Here is a 15,845-nt window from a genome sequence, read left to right on the forward strand (position 1 = left end):
CCTGTCTAAAATTAAAGACAGGGATTTTACTTGGTAAAAGAAGCTGTTTTTACTCATTTTGTATTTCAATAAATGTTGTCAAATAGATAATCCTATTTGAATTTGTACTAGCTTTTTATTCCCACTCCACAGTAGCAGGTGGCTTACTCGTAATATCATAAACAATCCGATTCACATGATCCACTTCATTCACGATCCGCACAGAAATCTTCTGCAACACATCCCAAGGAATTCTCGCAAAATCAGCCGTCATCCCATCAATCGAAGTCACTGCACGAATCCCCACAGTATAATCATACGTACGACCATCACCCATTACACCCACACTACGGATGCCAGGTAACACAGTAAAGTACTGCCAAATATCACGGTCTAAACCAGCATTAGCAATCTCTTCACGTAAAATCGCATCAGAGTTACGTACGATTTCTAGTTTATCTTCAGTAATTTCACCAAGAACACGAATCCCTAAACCAGGACCAGGGAATGGTTGGCGCCAAACAAGCGCTTCTGGCATTCCTAATTCAATTCCTAATTCACGAACTTCATCTTTAAACAACGTATTCAAGGGTTCAATCAATTCAAATTGCATATCTTCCGGCAATCCGCCCACGTTATGGTGAGATTTGATTGTTTGCGCTGTTTCAGTTCCGCTTTCTACGATATCTGTATAAAGGGTTCCTTGCGCTAGGAAGTCGATTCCATCAAGTTTTGTTGCTTCATCGTCAAAAAGATAAACAAATTCATTTCCAATGATTTTCCGTTTTTTCTCTGGATCAGAAACGCCAGCTAATTTATCTAAGAAACGTTTTTTCGCATCTACTTTAATGATGTTTAAGCCAAATTTCCCACCTAAACTATCCATTACTTGTTCTGCTTCACCTTTACGCAATAAACCATGATCCACAAAGATACACGTCAATTGATCGCCGATAGCTTTTTGTAAAAGCACACCAACAACGCTTGAATCCACGCCGCCTGAAAGGCCAAGAAGGACTTTTTTATCGCCGACTTGTTCGCGGATTTTGTTGATTTCCATTTCGATGAAGTTATCCATTGTCCAGTTGCCTTCACATTTACAAATATCAAAAGTAAAGTGACGTAATAAGTCATTCCCATATTCAGAATGACGAACTTCTGGATGGAATTGTACACCGTAAAGGTTGCGAGCAGTATCTTCAACTGAAGCAAACGGACAATCTGCGCTAGTTGCGACAGTTTCAAAGCTATCAGGGATAGCAGCGACTAGGTCACCATGACTCATCCAAGCGATTTGTTTTTCAGGTGTTCCTTTAAAAATAGGTGAATCAGGAATCAAAAGTGATAGCTCTGACTTGCCGTATTCACGGTTGCCAGCAGGTTCAACTTTTCCACCTAAATTATGCATCATCAGTTGCATACCGTAACAAATCCCTAGAATTGGAATGCCTAATTCATAAATTTCAGGATCGATACTGAATGCATTTTCATCATAAACACTATTTGGGCCACCAGAGAAAATAATTCCTTTTGGTGCCATTTCGCGAATTTCATCCGCTGTGATTCGGTGGCTCAATAATTCTGAGAACACGCCAAATTCACGAATACGTCGAGTAATCAATTGGTTATATTGACTACCAAAGTCTAAAACAATAATTTTTTCGACAGTTGTCAAATCGGCAACATTGGTCACATTTATTACCCCTATCCATTTAGATTTATCTAATAAGAGGTTGTAAAAAGGGCGTTTAGGTTCGAGCAATTGGACTAAATCATGTGGAATCCGTTTTTTGGATTGTATATGATTTAGGAAATTGCCGAAGAACCTGCTCTTTTTACACCGTTTATGGAGAATTTTCTGTTAGGAAAATTCTGACCCCTTTAGAATCAAATTAAGTAGTGCTACTGTTGAGTGGAAATAGTAGCAGATGTTCCAAGCTTAGTGAACTTGATTTTAATATTTACGCATAAATATCTCATCAATAATATGATTTTCAGTCTTATGAAGTATAATATCCGCTCTACCTCGAGTTGGCAAGATATATTCCTCTAAGTTTTTCAAATTCACAGTTTTCCAAACTTCTTTAGCCATTGCAAAGGCATCTTCACGATTGCCGATCGCATATTGATAATAGTAATTATCTGGATCAAGAAAGGCCGTATCGAGTAAGGCGCCAAATCGTTCAAGATACCATTTTTCAATCAGCTTCGGTTCCGCATCTACAAAGACCGAAAAGTCAAAAAAGTCACTGACGTAAATTTGCTGATTGGCAGGCAATTGTAGTGTGTTGATTCCTTCAACGATCAGAATATCTGGTTGTTGGATCACTTCATATTCGCCTTCGATAATATCGTACACACTATGAGAATAAAGTGGTGCTTTGATTTCTTCTTGGCTATTTTTGACTTGGTTTAAAAAGTCGATCAACTTTTCCATGTCGTAGCTTTCAGGAAATCCTTTACGATCCATGATACCTTTTTCTTCCAACACTTTATTCGGATATAAAAAGCCATCCGTCGTAATCAGTTGGACATTGCGGCGTTTAAAGGTTCTGGATAAAATCAGCTGCAACAAGCGGGCGGTGGTACTTTTCCCAACAGCCACACTACCAGCGATCCCGATGATAAAAGGCGGAACAGGTACATATTCATGCAAAAACAGCCCTTTGCTAACAGTCAAAGACTCAAATTCTTTCATATATAAATGAATCAGATGTGTTAAAGGCACGTAAATGTCCTGCACATCTTGAAGTGAAATTTGATCGTTGAAGCCTTTAATATCTTCTAATTCTTCTTCTGTCAGCGGCGCTTTGCCGTTATGATAGAAGCCCTGCCATTCCTTCCGTGAAATGGGGTAATAATTCATTTTATCGTCCATCGGTTCCTCCACCAAAGCCAACATTTCTTTCCGCTCTTATTTTAACATAATTTAGCTAGACCTAACACCAATTCCTGAAATAATTCTTTGCTTCAGCAAAACAGTCTTTTCAATGGTATGATAAATAAAGAAAACTAGTTTGGAAAGGAAAATGCCTGATGAAAAAAATTGTTTTATTTGGAGATAGCATCACTGCAGGATATGGCGAAGAAGCAATCACACCAATCTTACAGAACTTGATCACAGAAGAGTTAGCCATTAAAAATTATGAAGAAGTTATGATCGTGAATGCGGGTATGCCAGGAGATACGACACAAGGTGCAATGAACCGTTTGGATAAAGAAGTATTGGCAGAACAAGCAGATATCGTGACGATTTTCTTTGGCGCTAATGACACGAATAGCGATAACTTAGTTCCTTTAGAAAAATATGCAGAAAATATCGAAACAATGATCACTAAAATCGGTAAAGAAAAAGTCATTCTACTCACACCGCCTTATGTGGATTGTGCTAGAAAACCAACCCGAGATGATAACCGTATTCGTGAGTATGTTGAACGAGTGAAAGTGATCGGTGCTAAATATGAAATCCCTGTGATCGATGTATACAAAGCGATGGTCGTTTATCCAGGAACATATGAATTTCTGCAAGCAGACGGGCTGCATTTTTCCAAAACAGGTTATGATTTATTAGCTGCCTTGATTGTTCGAGAAATAAAAGGTAGACTGGTGACAAAAGAAAATAGTTAGGAAGAAGAAAATGACGAATCATTATTATACAGAAAATCCAGATCTAGCGCATGATTTAGAGCAATGGTCGTTTGAGTTAAGAGGAAAGAAATTCCAATTTTTAACAGATAGTGGAGTGTTTTCCCGTAATACAGTGGACTTTGGTTCTCGTGTATTGATCGATGCATTTGACTGGGAAGAACTACCAGAAGGAAAGTTACTGGATGTCGGCTGTGGCTACGGTCCAATTGGTTTAACGCTTGCAACATTTAGTGGCAGAATAGTTGAAATGATCGATGTCAATCAACGAGCTGTTGCGCTGGCACAAGAAAATGCCAAGAAAAATCGGGTAGAAAATGTTGATATCCATACATCTAATATTTACGCTGAAGTTCATGAAAAACAATATGCAGCAATCATCAGTAATCCGCCGATTCGTGCAGGAAAAAAAGTGGTTCATGAAATTTTAAGTGAAGCTCATCCGAGACTTTTGGTTGGTGGGACGTTGACCGTAGTGATTCAGAAGAAACAAGGTGCGCCAAGTGCTGAGAAAAAAATGGAAGCAGTCTTTGGTAATGTAGAAATCGTAACGAAAGACAAAGGCTATTATATTTTGAAAAGTGTTAAAGAAGCATAATTTATAACATAAAAAAACGAGACCATCGAAACAAGGGTCTCGTTTTTTTGCGTATTATTCTATGAGGAGCTGTAAAAAAACTATGTATAAATAGCTTTCCAAGTGCTAGCTTCGTTAAATTTTTTTTACAAGTGAGAAGGCGGTGTCAGATCTGCCAAACGGTACCACATAATTTACGATGATGATATCTGCGATTGTATCAATGTGGCATTTAAAAAGCTGCAATAGCATCGATTTCTACCTTAAAATCTGGATCAATCAGCCCTGCAACAACGACTAACGTAGCAGTTGGTTTTGACTCCCCTATAAAATCTGCTAATACACTTCTAACGCTTAGTAAATAAGAAATATCTGTAATATATATAGTAATTTTGACTAAATCATCTACTGTTAAATCATGCTCATGTAAAGCGGCTGTGATTTTTTCCAATACAACCTCTGTTTGTTCTTCAATACTTTGTGATGTGAGTCCCTCTTTGCTTGGTGTTTGACCAGAAATATATAAGGACTTGTTGCTAGCAATTTTTGTGTTTTGATAAATTTGCATGATATTTCCTCCAATCGAGTTTATAAGTTCATTGTATCATACTGATTAACAGTGCTTCGTTAAGTAGGCTATTTGATGCGTTTTTCTCAACATCTATATTTTCTATAAGAATATCTATATTTTGTTTATTTTTATCCCTAATTGAAAGCGCTACAATTCTATTGTAGACAATTTGATGAAAGGAGTTGGGGAAATGAAGAAAAAGTCAAAGAGCTCGCTTTTTTTTACAAATATTTGGCGATATAAGGCGTTGATCTTAATGGCGATTCCAGCGATGGTTTGGATGATTTTTTTCTTTTATATTCCAGTTTTGACCAATGTGGTAGCGTTCAAGGATTTTCATATTTCACCAGATGGATTTATTGCTAGTTTAAAAGCGAGTCCTTGGGTTGGCTTAGAGAATTTCAAGTTTTTATTTTCTTCTAATGATGCGTTTTTGATTACTAAAAATACAGTGTTGTACAACGTGACCTTTATTATTTTGAACCTTGTCATTTCTGTATTTTTTGCAATCGTGATGAGTGAACTGCGGAATAAGCGTTTGGTGAAAGTCTATCAAACGATGTCTCTTTTGCCGTACTTTTTATCTTGGGTTATTATTGGGTATTTTGTTTATGCCTTTTTAAGCCCAGACAAAGGGATTTTTAATCAGTGGATCACAAGTCGTGGAGGAACACCGATCAATTGGTATAGTGAACCGAAATTTTGGCCGTTTATCTTAGTCTTTATCGGAACGTGGAAGGGAATTGGGTACAATAGTATCATTTATTTTGCCTCTGTTATGGGGATCGATCCGACTTATTATGAAGCTGCGATGGTAGATGGTGCTAGTAAATGGCAACAAATCAAGAATGTTACGATACCTCAATTATTACCTCTAATGACGATCTTGACGATTTTAGCTGTGGGAAATATCTTTAGAGCGGATTTTGGTTTGTTCTATAATGTTCCGAGAAACTCAGGTTCGTTGTATCAGGTTACGTCTGTTTTAGATACGTATATCTTTAACGGTTTGACTGCTACGGGAGATATCGGGATGACAGCTGCAGCTGGGTTGTATCAGTCAACGGTCGGTTTTGTCTTGTTGATGGTCACAAATGGAATCGTTCGTCGATTCGATAATGACTCGGCATTATTCTAAGGAGGAGTGAAAACATTGAGGAAAAAGCCAGTTTTAAAAGTAGCAATTCGTTCATTTAACAAACCAGTTAACTTCTTTTTTAATATTTTGATCGCTGTTTTTGCTTTATCTTGTATTTTGCCGTTCTTGTTTGTCGTGGCGATCTCACTGACTAATGAAACAGCACTAGCCGCGAACGGTTATAGTTTTTGGCCTAAGGAATTTAGTTTGTTCGGCTATACTTATTTATTTGATCAGATGCAGGACAAAATTTTTCAAGCGTTATTTGTGACAGTGTTAGTGACAGTAGTTGGAACCTTGATCAATAGTACAGCGACGTCACTTTATGCTTATGTGATTTCAAGATCTAATTTTCCATTCCGTCGTTTTTTTACAGTTTTTTGTTTGATCACAATGTTATTCTCACCAGGAATGGTCGCAAACTATATCGTGATGACGAATTTACTTCAATTAAAAGATACGATTTGGGCGTTGATTTTGCCAATGGCGGTCAGTCCGTTTAATATTATTGTGATGCGAACATTTTTCAAACGATCAGTGTCAGATTCGATTATCGAGTCGGCTAGGATCGATGGCGCTTCTGAGATGCGGATTTTTATTCAAATCGTGTTACCGTTAGCCGTGCCAGGGATTGCAACAATTAGTTTATTTGCAGCTTTAGGCTATTGGAATGATTGGTTTAATGCACTCTTATATATTCAAAAAGATAGCTTAGTTCCACTACAATATTTATTGATGAAGATTCAAAATAATATTCAGTATCTGACTCAAAATGCCGGAGCAAGTAGTCAATTATCTGGCGGAATGGCAGCAATACCGGGAGAATCTGCTCGTATGGCAATCGTAGTTATTTCGACATTACCAATTGCGATCAGCTATCCGTTTTTCCAAAAGTATTTTGTCAAAGGGTTAACGATTGGCGGAGTTAAGGAATAATATATAGAAAATGGAGATGAACAGAAATGAAGACGTGGAAAAAAGTAGTCGGTTTAAGTACAGCAGTTGTTCTTTTAGGTGCGTTAACAGCATGTGGCGGTGGAAGTAAAGCGAAGACTGACGGAAGCAGTAAAAAGTCAGACGAGAATACATTATTGATGTATCAAATTGGCGATAAACCAGATAATTATGATACATTGATGGAAGTTGCCAACAAGAGGATCGAAGAGAAGACAGGAACAAAACTAAATATTCAGTATATTGGTTGGGGCGATTACGAGAAGAAAATGAGTGTTATTGTTTCTTCTGGTGAAAATTATGATATTGCTTTTGCAGATAATTATGTGCCGAACGCTCAAAAAGGAGCATATGCTGATTTAACTGAACTTGCGCCGAAGTTTGCGAAAGATGCTTATGATCAGTTAGATGAAGCGTATATAAAAGGGAATTTAGTAGATGGTAAGCTATATGCGTTTCCAGTCAATGGTAATGTATACTCACAACAAGTCTTGACGTTCAACAAGCAATATTTGGATAAATACAACTTATCGATTGATAATATCAAAACATATAAAGATGCAGAAAGCGTACTAAAAACGTTCCACGAAAAAGAACCGAATATTGCTGCATTCGCAATCGGTCAAGGGTTTAAAGTACAAGGCGATTTTGATTTTCCAATTGGAAATGGTTATCCGTTTGCCGTCAGTTTAAATGGTGATACGAAAAAAATCATCAACCAGTACGAAAACAAAGACTTTATGGATTCCCTAAAAACAATGCATAAATGGTATCAAGCAGGATATATTCCATCAGACGCAGCAACGAGCAATACAGAGTTTCCGCTAGAAGGAAATACATGGTTCATCCGTCAAGAAACACAAGGTCCTTACGATTATGGTGATACGATTTTAAGTAATGCGGCAGGTCAAGAATTAGTTTCCAAAGCATTTACTACACCGTTAAAATCAAGTGATCAAGCACGAATGGCGAACTTTGTGGTTTCAAATACCTCTAAAAACAAAGAAAAAGCTGTAGAAGTTTTAGGTCAAATCAATAGTGATCCAGAATTACTGAACGGTTTAGTTTGGGGAATAGAAAGCGAAGCTTGGGAAAAAATTCCTGGTAAAGAGGATAAAATCAAGCTATTAGATGGCTATAAACCAAATACGCACTTACCTGCATGGAATACTGGAAATAATAAAATTCTCTATACACAAGATACCATCACAGATGAAATGATCAAAGAACGTGATGAATCTATTGCTAAAGCAGAGACATCTCCGATTTTAGGATTCAACTTTGTAACATCGAATGTAAAAACAGAGATGAGTAATATAGCCAACGTTATGAGCCAATATTTGGATGGTTTAAATACAGGGACCGTTGATCCAGAAGAAACAGTTCCTAAATTAAAAGAAGCACTTGCTAATGCTGGTTACGACAAAGTTCTGACTGAAATGCAAAAACAATACGATGACTTTTTGAAACAATAGAACAGACCAAGTAGATGGAACCAAGTGATTCGATGATGCATCGTTTTTACTTGGTTCTTTTAAAAAAAACAATATCCTGTTTAAACTGCGTAGTTTATTATATGCAGTAGTTTTTTATTTGGAATATTCGTAATAGTTATTTATTATACTAATAGAGAAGTAGAAAGGAAGAGTTAGATGGTTGGAAAAGCGTTAGAAACGTTATTCATTAAGATATGGGTCATCGTAAAATTAAATTTATTCTTTTGGTTGTTTAGCTGCTGTGGCTTGATTGTGGCAGGGGTGGGACCAGCCTTGAAAACAGTCAATGAATTATTTGTCAGTCATGAATTCAACTACAAAGACATTACGTTAAAAGAAGGTTGGGTTAGTTTTAAGCGTAATTTCATTAGGGGAAATATTATTTTTTATGCGTTACTTTTATTGTTAGCATTATTAGCATATAATCTATTTTTATCGGTTCAAATTCAGGGATTATCGTTTTTAATGATTGATTTTCTCTTAGTTTTTGCCATGATCTATGCAGCTGTTACGTTCCAATACTCGTTATTATTAGATAGCTATTATGAAATTGGTTTAAAGAACTTGTTAAAGCTAGCATTTATCTCAACGTTATCTAATTTTACAAATTTATTAAAAATCGCAATCGGTGTAAGTGTGATTTTATTTGTCACCTGGAAATTCAAAGGCTTGATTTTATTTGGCACTTTTTCTATGATTCAAATTTGGAGTTTCACTGCGACCAAATCGTGGCGGCAAACAATAGATCAACGATTGGAACTTCATGCGTAAAAAGAAACCTTCTTCCTTTAATGAAAAAACTTTGCTGAACCGACTGCTGAAAAATTATGCCTTGATTCTGGTCTCGTTGATTTTGATCGGTATGGTCAGTATTGGGATGAATACCTATTGGCAATCGATGGGAAGAGGGGAAAATACAGCGCAAGAAGCAGTCGATACGATCGGCCAATCGCTCAACGATAAGAATTTACAAGGGAAAACGATGTTGAATGGTTTAATAGATAATCAAGAGAAGATCAACAACTTAAATCGCTATATGGATTTTTCGATTTCAAGTTATTTGAACTATTCTTACGATCAACAATTGGAAACAGGAAATTATCTATTTTTACCTAGCCAAGTGAAAAATTTTTATACGATGTACGATAACATCGAATCGATCATTATGGTATTGAACAATTATACTGACTATTATCTTTCTACAGCTGAAGATAAGAGCGGCAGAAAAATCAGTGGAACCCCTCGTTTAAACAACAAATTTTATTTAGCTTATCCCATCACTAATCCAGTAACTTTGGAAGTATTAGGGAGCTTCTATGTTGAATTTTCTAAAAAAGATATCGTGGATAGTTTGACTCATTTAACGACATTTGACGGATTATCCGCTTATGTATTTTCAAATACAGGCTATCAACTATTGACGTATACAGAGAAAAATGACGCATTTGATCAAAAGCTGATTCAACAAAAAATGGCTGAAACATCTCTATTACCAATTCAAAAGTTGGAAGAAAAAAATATATTAGAGCATCTCCAAACAACGAGCGGTTTTGATATTTTAGTAACCGTTTCTAAGGGAAAGATTTTGAAGCATGTTTTTTTTGATTTGCGCATTTTAATGTTAGGCGGTTTGATTTTAATATTATTATTGTTGTATTTATTATATCGAACCTTTACTAAATATTCTCAGCAAGTCGATATTATTATGAGCTCGATGGCACTTGTTTCTAAAGGGGATCTGAATACGCGGATCAATGATCAGGAGACACAATTTGAATTAAAGGAACTTTCAAAAGGAATCAATACGATGTTGGATAACATTGAACAATATATTGCGGATATCTATAAACTAGAAATTAAACAACAGGATGCTCACATGAGAGCATTGCAGTCTCAAATTAGCCCGCATTTCTTATATAACACATTAGAGTACATTCGGATGTATGCATTAAGTGAGGGTAGCGAGGAACTGGCAGATGTTGTGTATGCATTCTCAACATTGCTACGAAATAATACGGATCAGGCAAAAACAACAACACTAGAAAAAGAGCTGAGTTTTTGCGAAAAGTATGTGTACTTGTATCAAATGAGGTATCCAGATCGGATCGCCTATCACTTTGAAATCGATGAAGCATTAGAGGAACTAGTTTTACCAAAATTTTCGATTCAACCATTGATTGAAAATTATTTTGTCCATGGGATCGATTTTTCTAGAAATGATAATGCAATCAGCGTCAAAGCTCATTTGGTGAATGGACAAGTGCGGATTTTGATACGTGATAATGGTAAAGGTATCTCTTTACAGAAACTGAAAGTAATTCAAGGTAAACTTGCAAGCGAGCAGATCGAACTACACGATTCGATTGGACTGCAAAATGTAAATGAACGGTTGCGTGCTTATTTTGGTCCTTCTTTTTTTATGGCAATCACGCAAAATGAAACAAAAGGCATTGCAATAGAACTTTCTTTCAATGAGCCTACTTCGTAAAAAGTAAGGATAGCGATCAACTCATAAAAATATTCTCTGTATTTCACAGCAAAATCATTCTGTGAAGAGTGATTGTAGGAGTAAAGGAGTGATAAAATGAATTATAACGTTTTACTAGTGGATGATGAATATATGATCGTGAATGGGTTAAAAAAAATTATTTCTTGGGAAGCTGAAGGTTTTTCAATCAAAGGGACAGCTAGAAATGCGAAAGAAGCTTTAACGCTGATGGAGACAGAGTCCATTGATCTAGTGATCACAGATATCACTATGCCGGAAATGACAGGGCTAGAGTTTATTGAAGCTGCTCAAAAAGAGGCACGTCAATTTGAATTTATGATCCTTTCAGGTTATCAGAAATTTGATTTTTTAAAAGGGGGATTACAGCTGGGGGCCATCAATTATTTGATGAAACCCGTGGACAAATTAGAACTTTTAAAAAGTGTCAAAAAGGCAAAGAAACGTTTAGATAATCGCAATCAACAGGAGACTAGAAATGACTTATATAGTGAAATTTTATTGTCGCAATGGGTGAATGGTGAGATCGATACGGATAGTTATGAAGAATTGGATCAAGTGGTCAATACGACAGAAAAAGCTGATTGGACGGTTTTGTTAGTTGAAGTAACCCGTGAAAATAAGGTCAAAGTGATCAAGTGGCTGGAAGAACAACAACAATCATTATTTTTCTCACGAAATCTAGGCGATAAAAGTTTGATTGTACATATTTTTAAAGGTGGTAAATATCAATTAAATCAGCTTCTAACGGCAAATCCTTTACAAACAGATGAGGATGATAGTTGGTTGATAAGTGTTGGTGAGACCGTTAGCGACTGGGAAGATGTCCCGGATAGTTATGAAAAAGCTAACCAAACATTGCAGCGTTATAAGTTTTATGAAGCAAGTGGCAGTAATGTATTATATTCTGTCTTTTCAGATGACTTTGATCTGTCAGCGGACATCATAAATTTTAACAAAACATTGATGGTTGGAGATTTTACCACGATTGAGACGACGATTGCTGAAATCTTTGCGAAAACTCAAAAAATCGGTGCTCGTCCAGAAGATGTTCGCCATATTACTTTTATGCTTTTTATGGATATTTATCGCAGGTTCAATCATTTAGATGAAGAGGAATACCAGCAAGTTTTGGATGATATCAATCATTCATCGAATGCAGATAAACTACATGAGATCTTATCGATTACAGTCAGACAAATAACTCGAGAAAAGATGGCCTACGATTATTCAGAAAATGTTCAAAATGTTATCGATAAAATCCGTTCTGAATACACGAGTGAATTAACATTAAAATGTGTGGCTAAATCGCTACATCTTAATGTGATGTACTTAGGACAGCTATTTAAGAAGGAAACCAAGAAGAGTTTTTCTCAATATTTGAACCAATACCGTATGAAAAAAGCACAAAATCTGTTACTGTATTCAGATGACAACGTCAACGAAATCGCTGATAAAATCGGCTTTAATAACAGCACATATTTCTCGCAGATTTTTAAAAAAATGAACGATCTTACACCAAAAGAATTTCGAGAAAAATACAAACATCATTATGATTCAGTGGGTGAAGAGTGAGTAAGAAGGAGTTGTATTTTTCTTGCCGTCCATTAGGAATGAAAGAGCGAAACAAAACGGATAGTTCCTTTTGTTTCGCTTTTTCATTTGTCTAAAATGAATCTAGTTAAATACTGAATGGAAGTTGTTCTTCTGTATAAATTCTTGGTCTAGGTACAATCCCTAAACTAAAATCAATCGTTCCTCCGTTCATCAAGGAGTCGTGGTCAAAAACTAACCTCTCGTGAAGCGAACCATTATAAAGAATATGATCTACAAATTGTTGCTGCTCTTGATTTTGGTTAGTAGAAATCGTCAAGGTTTCACCACTAGACAAATGAATAACAGCTTTATCAAACAAAGGCATACCAATCACATATTCGCCAGAACCAGGACAAACAGGATAAAAGCCTAATGAACTAAAAATATACCAGCTGGCCATACTGCCGTTGTCTTCATCACCAGGGAAACCAGTTGGACTATCATTAAACTCTTGAATCATTAATTGTTTTAGTAAGGGCTGAGCAAACTCTGGCTTACCAAGATAACTAAACAAGTATGGAAAATGGAAACTTGGCTGATTAGAAATCGCTAACTGACCAAACTCTATCGCCGCCATTTCGCTCATTTCGTGAATTTCAAAACCATATCCAGCGACGTCGAACGTCGGTGCCTGATTACATAAATCAATTAACTTCTCCTGAAATTTTTCTGGCCCACCAAAGGCTGTAATCAAGCCTTTAAAGTCGTGATACACAGCAAAACTGCTTTGCCAAGCACTACCTTCAGCATAATCGCCACCCCATTGATGACTGCTAAAAGGTTCTTTGAAAGCTCCGTTTGTTTGTTTAGCCCGCATAAAACCTGTGTTAGGATCAAAAATTGTTAAATAATTCTTGGCTTTTTTTTCATAATGCTCAGATGTGGTAGGTTCATTCAATGTCTTGGCAACTTGGCTGATGCAAAAGTCGCTATAACAATAATCCAAGGTATGATTTACTGACTCATGATAATCGGCAGGAACATAACCGTATGTCAAATAATCGTTGGTTCCTTGTCTACCGTAATTTGGATTTTCACTTTGAATCGTTGCTCCTTTGATCATGGCATTTAAAAATTCAGGCATCAAATCAGGACGAATATTTTTTACTGCGGCATCAGCAATTACTGCATCGATCAACGTTCCTGGCATCAAGCCCCGCTCATCTGGCGAAAGCCATTTAGGCAAATAGCCGCCTTCTCTATAACTGTTCAAAAAACCTTCCAGCATTTCTGCGTATTTTTCTGGCGCAATCAACGAATACAAAGGATATACCGTCTTATACGTATCCCAAAACCCATTATTAGTATAAAGAAATCCTGGTTTTATTTTTTTTGCTAAGGTATCGTAATGGATAATTTGTTCATCGGAATCTTTTTCATAGAATGTTTGCGGGAATAAAAAAGCTCGATATAGATTATGATAAAAGGTTGAACGACGTTGCTGATTTTTGTCCTGAATGTCGATTTTATTCAGATAATGCGCCCATTGTTCGTTTGAATCTGATAGATAATCTTGAGGTTGCCAATGAGCTTCACGCGATAAATTCAATTTAGCTTGTTCTAAACTGATAAAAGAAGTACCAAATTGTATAACTTGTTCCTCGATATCCCCAAATGAAAGAGCAATAGAATCATCTTCTCCCTTTAACTCAAGAGGAGATTCAAAAAATAAAGGTTGCTTAAAGTACATCGTAAAATAAAAAGAAAAATGATTATCCTCACAACCTGCGTAGTTTATTATAGAGCCGGAAATCGTATGAGCATCCTCGATGTTAATCGTGTATTTTCCAGGTAATGAAAGCAAAAATCCAGCATCTGATTGTGTATAGCTCGTCGTTAAAACACCGCCATACATACTTGGAATCAGACGAGTAGTCAGTTGGTACCGTTGAGCAATAATTTCTAGATAACTAGGGTTAAAAACGCTTTCATCTGGTCGGTAAGAAGACTGAGCATGAAATACAGTCGACTCACTTAGTGTCCCATTAAAAGGCAACATGACCAAATAACTAAAATCCCCCATCCAAGGACTAGGCTGATGGGTCAAACGAAAACCTTGAAAAACGCGATCACGAGGATTGAACCACCAACTGCCGTTATCTCCGTTAGTTTGAGGTGCAAAATAGTTCATACCAAAAGGCACACCAGTATAGGGTAAACAATTACCATTTGAAAAAGAATGTTGATTATCGGTTCCATGTCTAGTATCGATCAAAGTTGATTTCATCCATTAAGTCTCCTTTGTTGAGTGTCGAATAATTTGTTTTACTGAAACTTGTTGATCGGTTGGGATCACTTTCTTTTCGATCCATTCGATCAGCATTGTACCAGCAAGTTTGCCCATCCCTTTAAAATCTTGGGCGATCGTTGTCAGTGAAGGGTCAATCAGTGAAGAGGCTTGAATATTATCGAAGCCGACAACTGACAGCTGAGTTGGTATATCAATATTGGCTCGTTTAGCTTGATTCATTAAAGAAATTGCCACTAAGTCGTTTTCGCAGACGACCCCGGTAATTTCGTTTTCACGAAGATAAGCAATAACATCGGCATTTAAAAAGGCTTGCTTGTCTGTTAAAGCCGTATGAAAAGATAAGGGCTGCTCTTTGGTTGCGTGGATATAGCCTAAATAACGCTGACGCACAGATTGAGGCAAAGTCGGTTCTCCGAAAATATAAGCGATTCGTTGATGTCCTAGAGCAGCTAAATAATTTGTGGCCATTGCGCCACCAGAAAAGTTATCTGATTGGACAGTAGGATAAGGTAGATCGTGAATCTTTTTATCTAAAATGATTACCGGGAATTGCTGAATAGATAGCTCAAATAACGTATCTAAAAAATCTTCAGTGTTGTGAGCATAGTAGATCATTCCATCGAAATCTTCAATGATATCAGCTGCTTGCTTGTTGATCAAAAACTCAGCTGAAGACATGATGACTTCATAATGATGTTCGCTTGTTACAGGTGCCAGACCTTCATTGAAGTTACCAAGAGAAAGATCGTTAACGAATGGAATCAAAAATAAAATACGAGAAACTTTTTTCTTCCTTGGTTTATGCTTTTGTACATAACTGCCTTTTCCTTGGATGCGATAAATCAACCCTTGATTTTCAAGCTCTGTTAGTGCGCGTTTAGAAGTGATGCGACTGACATTATAGGTTTGGGAAAGTTCCTTCTCTGTAGGAAGTTGTGCATTTTCAGACAATTGACCAGTTTCGATTGCTGTTAATAAATCGTCTATGATTTTTTTATATAAAGGTTTTGACATCGTTGTTCTCCTAAATGTGAAATGATATATCATTGTTGTTAGTGTAACATAGAAAGAAAAAGAGTTCAATTCAAAAATATTTGATGAAACAGTAGACAAAACGCTTTCATTAGCATAT

At 36.5% G+C, this 15,845-nt stretch carries 13 protein-coding genes; 8 read left to right on the plus strand and 5 right to left on the minus strand.

Translation table 11 applies throughout. The features are described from left to right. Positions 1 to 115: 115 nt before the first annotated feature. Entirely contained in the window at positions 116 to 1,672 is a 1,557-nt protein-coding gene (gene guaA / locus IGL98_RS02180; RefSeq protein ID WP_206841286.1) for a glutamine-hydrolyzing GMP synthase, read from the minus strand. A gap of 261 nt (positions 1,673 to 1,933) precedes the next feature. Next, positions 1,934 to 2,857: a type I pantothenate kinase gene (gene coaA, locus IGL98_RS02185; RefSeq protein WP_025869911.1), complete on the minus strand. Its 924-nt coding sequence runs from the start codon at positions 2,855 to 2,857 to the stop codon at positions 1,934 to 1,936. A 158-nt stretch (positions 2,858 to 3,015) separates the two neighbouring features. Between coaA and IGL98_RS02190 the strand changes: the two genes are divergently transcribed. Together IGL98_RS02190 and IGL98_RS02195 are read left to right on the plus strand one after the other, a co-directional pair. Beyond that, the gene (locus tag IGL98_RS02190; RefSeq protein ID WP_206912576.1) at positions 3,016 to 3,606 is read left to right on the plus strand and encodes a GDSL-type esterase/lipase family protein; all 591 of its coding nucleotides are present in this window, start codon (positions 3,016 to 3,018) and stop codon (positions 3,604 to 3,606) included. A 10-nt stretch (positions 3,607 to 3,616) separates the two neighbouring features. Then, a complete protein-coding gene (locus IGL98_RS02195; RefSeq protein WP_206912578.1) occupies positions 3,617 to 4,222 on the plus strand; it encodes a class I SAM-dependent methyltransferase in 606 nt (201 codons plus the stop codon). Between the two features lie 211 nt (positions 4,223 to 4,433). On the opposite strand, the gene IGL98_RS02200 is transcribed toward IGL98_RS02195, so the two are convergent. Further along, positions 4,434 to 4,769, minus strand: coding sequence for a RidA family protein (locus IGL98_RS02200; protein WP_206841278.1), 336 nt, complete (start codon positions 4,767 to 4,769; stop codon positions 4,434 to 4,436). A 193-nt stretch (positions 4,770 to 4,962) separates the two neighbouring features. On the opposite strand from IGL98_RS02200, the gene IGL98_RS02205 reads away from it, so the two are divergent. The 6 genes from IGL98_RS02205 to IGL98_RS02230 all read left to right on the plus strand — a co-directional run bounded on the left by IGL98_RS02205 (position 4,963) and on the right by IGL98_RS02230 (position 12,441). Next, positions 4,963 to 5,910 (plus strand): ABC transporter permease, encoded by a 948-nt coding sequence (locus IGL98_RS02205; protein ID WP_206912580.1) that lies wholly within the window; start codon positions 4,963 to 4,965, stop codon positions 5,908 to 5,910. A gap of 15 nt (positions 5,911 to 5,925) precedes the next feature. After that, positions 5,926 to 6,846 carry a carbohydrate ABC transporter permease gene (locus IGL98_RS02210; RefSeq protein ID WP_206912582.1) on the plus strand — a complete coding sequence of 307 codons (921 nt, stop codon included), beginning with the start codon at positions 5,926 to 5,928 and terminating at the stop codon, positions 6,844 to 6,846. A 26-nt stretch (positions 6,847 to 6,872) separates the two neighbouring features. Beyond that, the gene (locus tag IGL98_RS02215; RefSeq protein WP_206912583.1) at positions 6,873 to 8,339 is read left to right on the plus strand and encodes an ABC transporter substrate-binding protein; all 1,467 of its coding nucleotides are present in this window, start codon (positions 6,873 to 6,875) and stop codon (positions 8,337 to 8,339) included. 177 nt (positions 8,340 to 8,516) lie between these two features. Next, positions 8,517 to 9,131 (plus strand): YesL family protein, encoded by a 615-nt coding sequence (locus IGL98_RS02220; protein WP_206912592.1) that lies wholly within the window; start codon positions 8,517 to 8,519, stop codon positions 9,129 to 9,131. After that, positions 9,124 to 10,848 (plus strand): sensor histidine kinase, encoded by a 1,725-nt coding sequence (locus tag IGL98_RS02225; protein WP_206912594.1) that lies wholly within the window; start codon positions 9,124 to 9,126, stop codon positions 10,846 to 10,848. The genes IGL98_RS02220 and IGL98_RS02225 overlap by 8 nt, the downstream gene beginning before the upstream one ends. Positions 10,849 to 10,944: 96 nt before the next feature. Further along, positions 10,945 to 12,441, plus strand: coding sequence for a response regulator transcription factor (locus IGL98_RS02230; RefSeq protein ID WP_206841268.1), 1,497 nt, complete (start codon positions 10,945 to 10,947; stop codon positions 12,439 to 12,441). Positions 12,442 to 12,547: 106 nt separating this feature from the next. On the opposite strand, the gene IGL98_RS02235 is transcribed toward IGL98_RS02230, so the two are convergent. Both IGL98_RS02235 and IGL98_RS02240 read right to left on the minus strand, forming a co-directional pair. After that, the gene (locus IGL98_RS02235) at positions 12,548 to 14,689 is read right to left on the minus strand and encodes a GH92 family glycosyl hydrolase (protein ID WP_206912602.1); all 2,142 of its coding nucleotides are present in this window, start codon (positions 14,687 to 14,689) and stop codon (positions 12,548 to 12,550) included. A gap of 3 nt (positions 14,690 to 14,692) precedes the next feature. After that, the gene (locus IGL98_RS02240) at positions 14,693 to 15,727 is read right to left on the minus strand and encodes a GntR family transcriptional regulator (RefSeq protein WP_206841264.1); all 1,035 of its coding nucleotides are present in this window, start codon (positions 15,725 to 15,727) and stop codon (positions 14,693 to 14,695) included. Positions 15,728 to 15,845 lie beyond the last annotated feature (118 nt).

This window comes from Enterococcus sp. DIV0840 (assembly GCF_050527835.1).
Classification (GTDB): Bacteria; Bacillota; Bacilli; order Lactobacillales; family Enterococcaceae; genus Enterococcus_L; species Enterococcus_L ureasiticus.

Coding starts and splice junctions, on each gene's coding strand:
- coaA (WP_025869911.1), bottom strand. CDS start 2,857: ATGGACGATAAAATGAATTATTACCCCATTTCACGGAAGGAATGGCAG.
- IGL98_RS02190 (WP_206912576.1), top strand. CDS start 3,016: ATGAAAAAAATTGTTTTATTTGGAGATAGCATCACTGCAGGATATGGC.
- IGL98_RS02195 (WP_206912578.1), top strand. CDS start 3,617: ATGACGAATCATTATTATACAGAAAATCCAGATCTAGCGCATGATTTA.
- IGL98_RS02200 (WP_206841278.1), bottom strand. CDS start 4,769: ATGCAAATTTATCAAAACACAAAAATTGCTAGCAACAAGTCCTTATAT.
- IGL98_RS02205 (WP_206912580.1), top strand. CDS start 4,963: ATGAAGAAAAAGTCAAAGAGCTCGCTTTTTTTTACAAATATTTGGCGA.
- IGL98_RS02215 (WP_206912583.1), top strand. CDS start 6,873: ATGAAGACGTGGAAAAAAGTAGTCGGTTTAAGTACAGCAGTTGTTCTT.
- IGL98_RS02220 (WP_206912592.1), top strand. CDS start 8,517: ATGGTTGGAAAAGCGTTAGAAACGTTATTCATTAAGATATGGGTCATC.
- IGL98_RS02225 (WP_206912594.1), top strand. CDS start 9,124: ATGCGTAAAAAGAAACCTTCTTCCTTTAATGAAAAAACTTTGCTGAAC.
- IGL98_RS02230 (WP_206841268.1), top strand. CDS start 10,945: ATGAATTATAACGTTTTACTAGTGGATGATGAATATATGATCGTGAAT.
- IGL98_RS02235 (WP_206912602.1), bottom strand. CDS start 14,689: ATGAAATCAACTTTGATCGATACTAGACATGGAACCGATAATCAACAT.
- IGL98_RS02240 (WP_206841264.1), bottom strand. CDS start 15,727: ATGTCAAAACCTTTATATAAAAAAATCATAGACGATTTATTAACAGCA.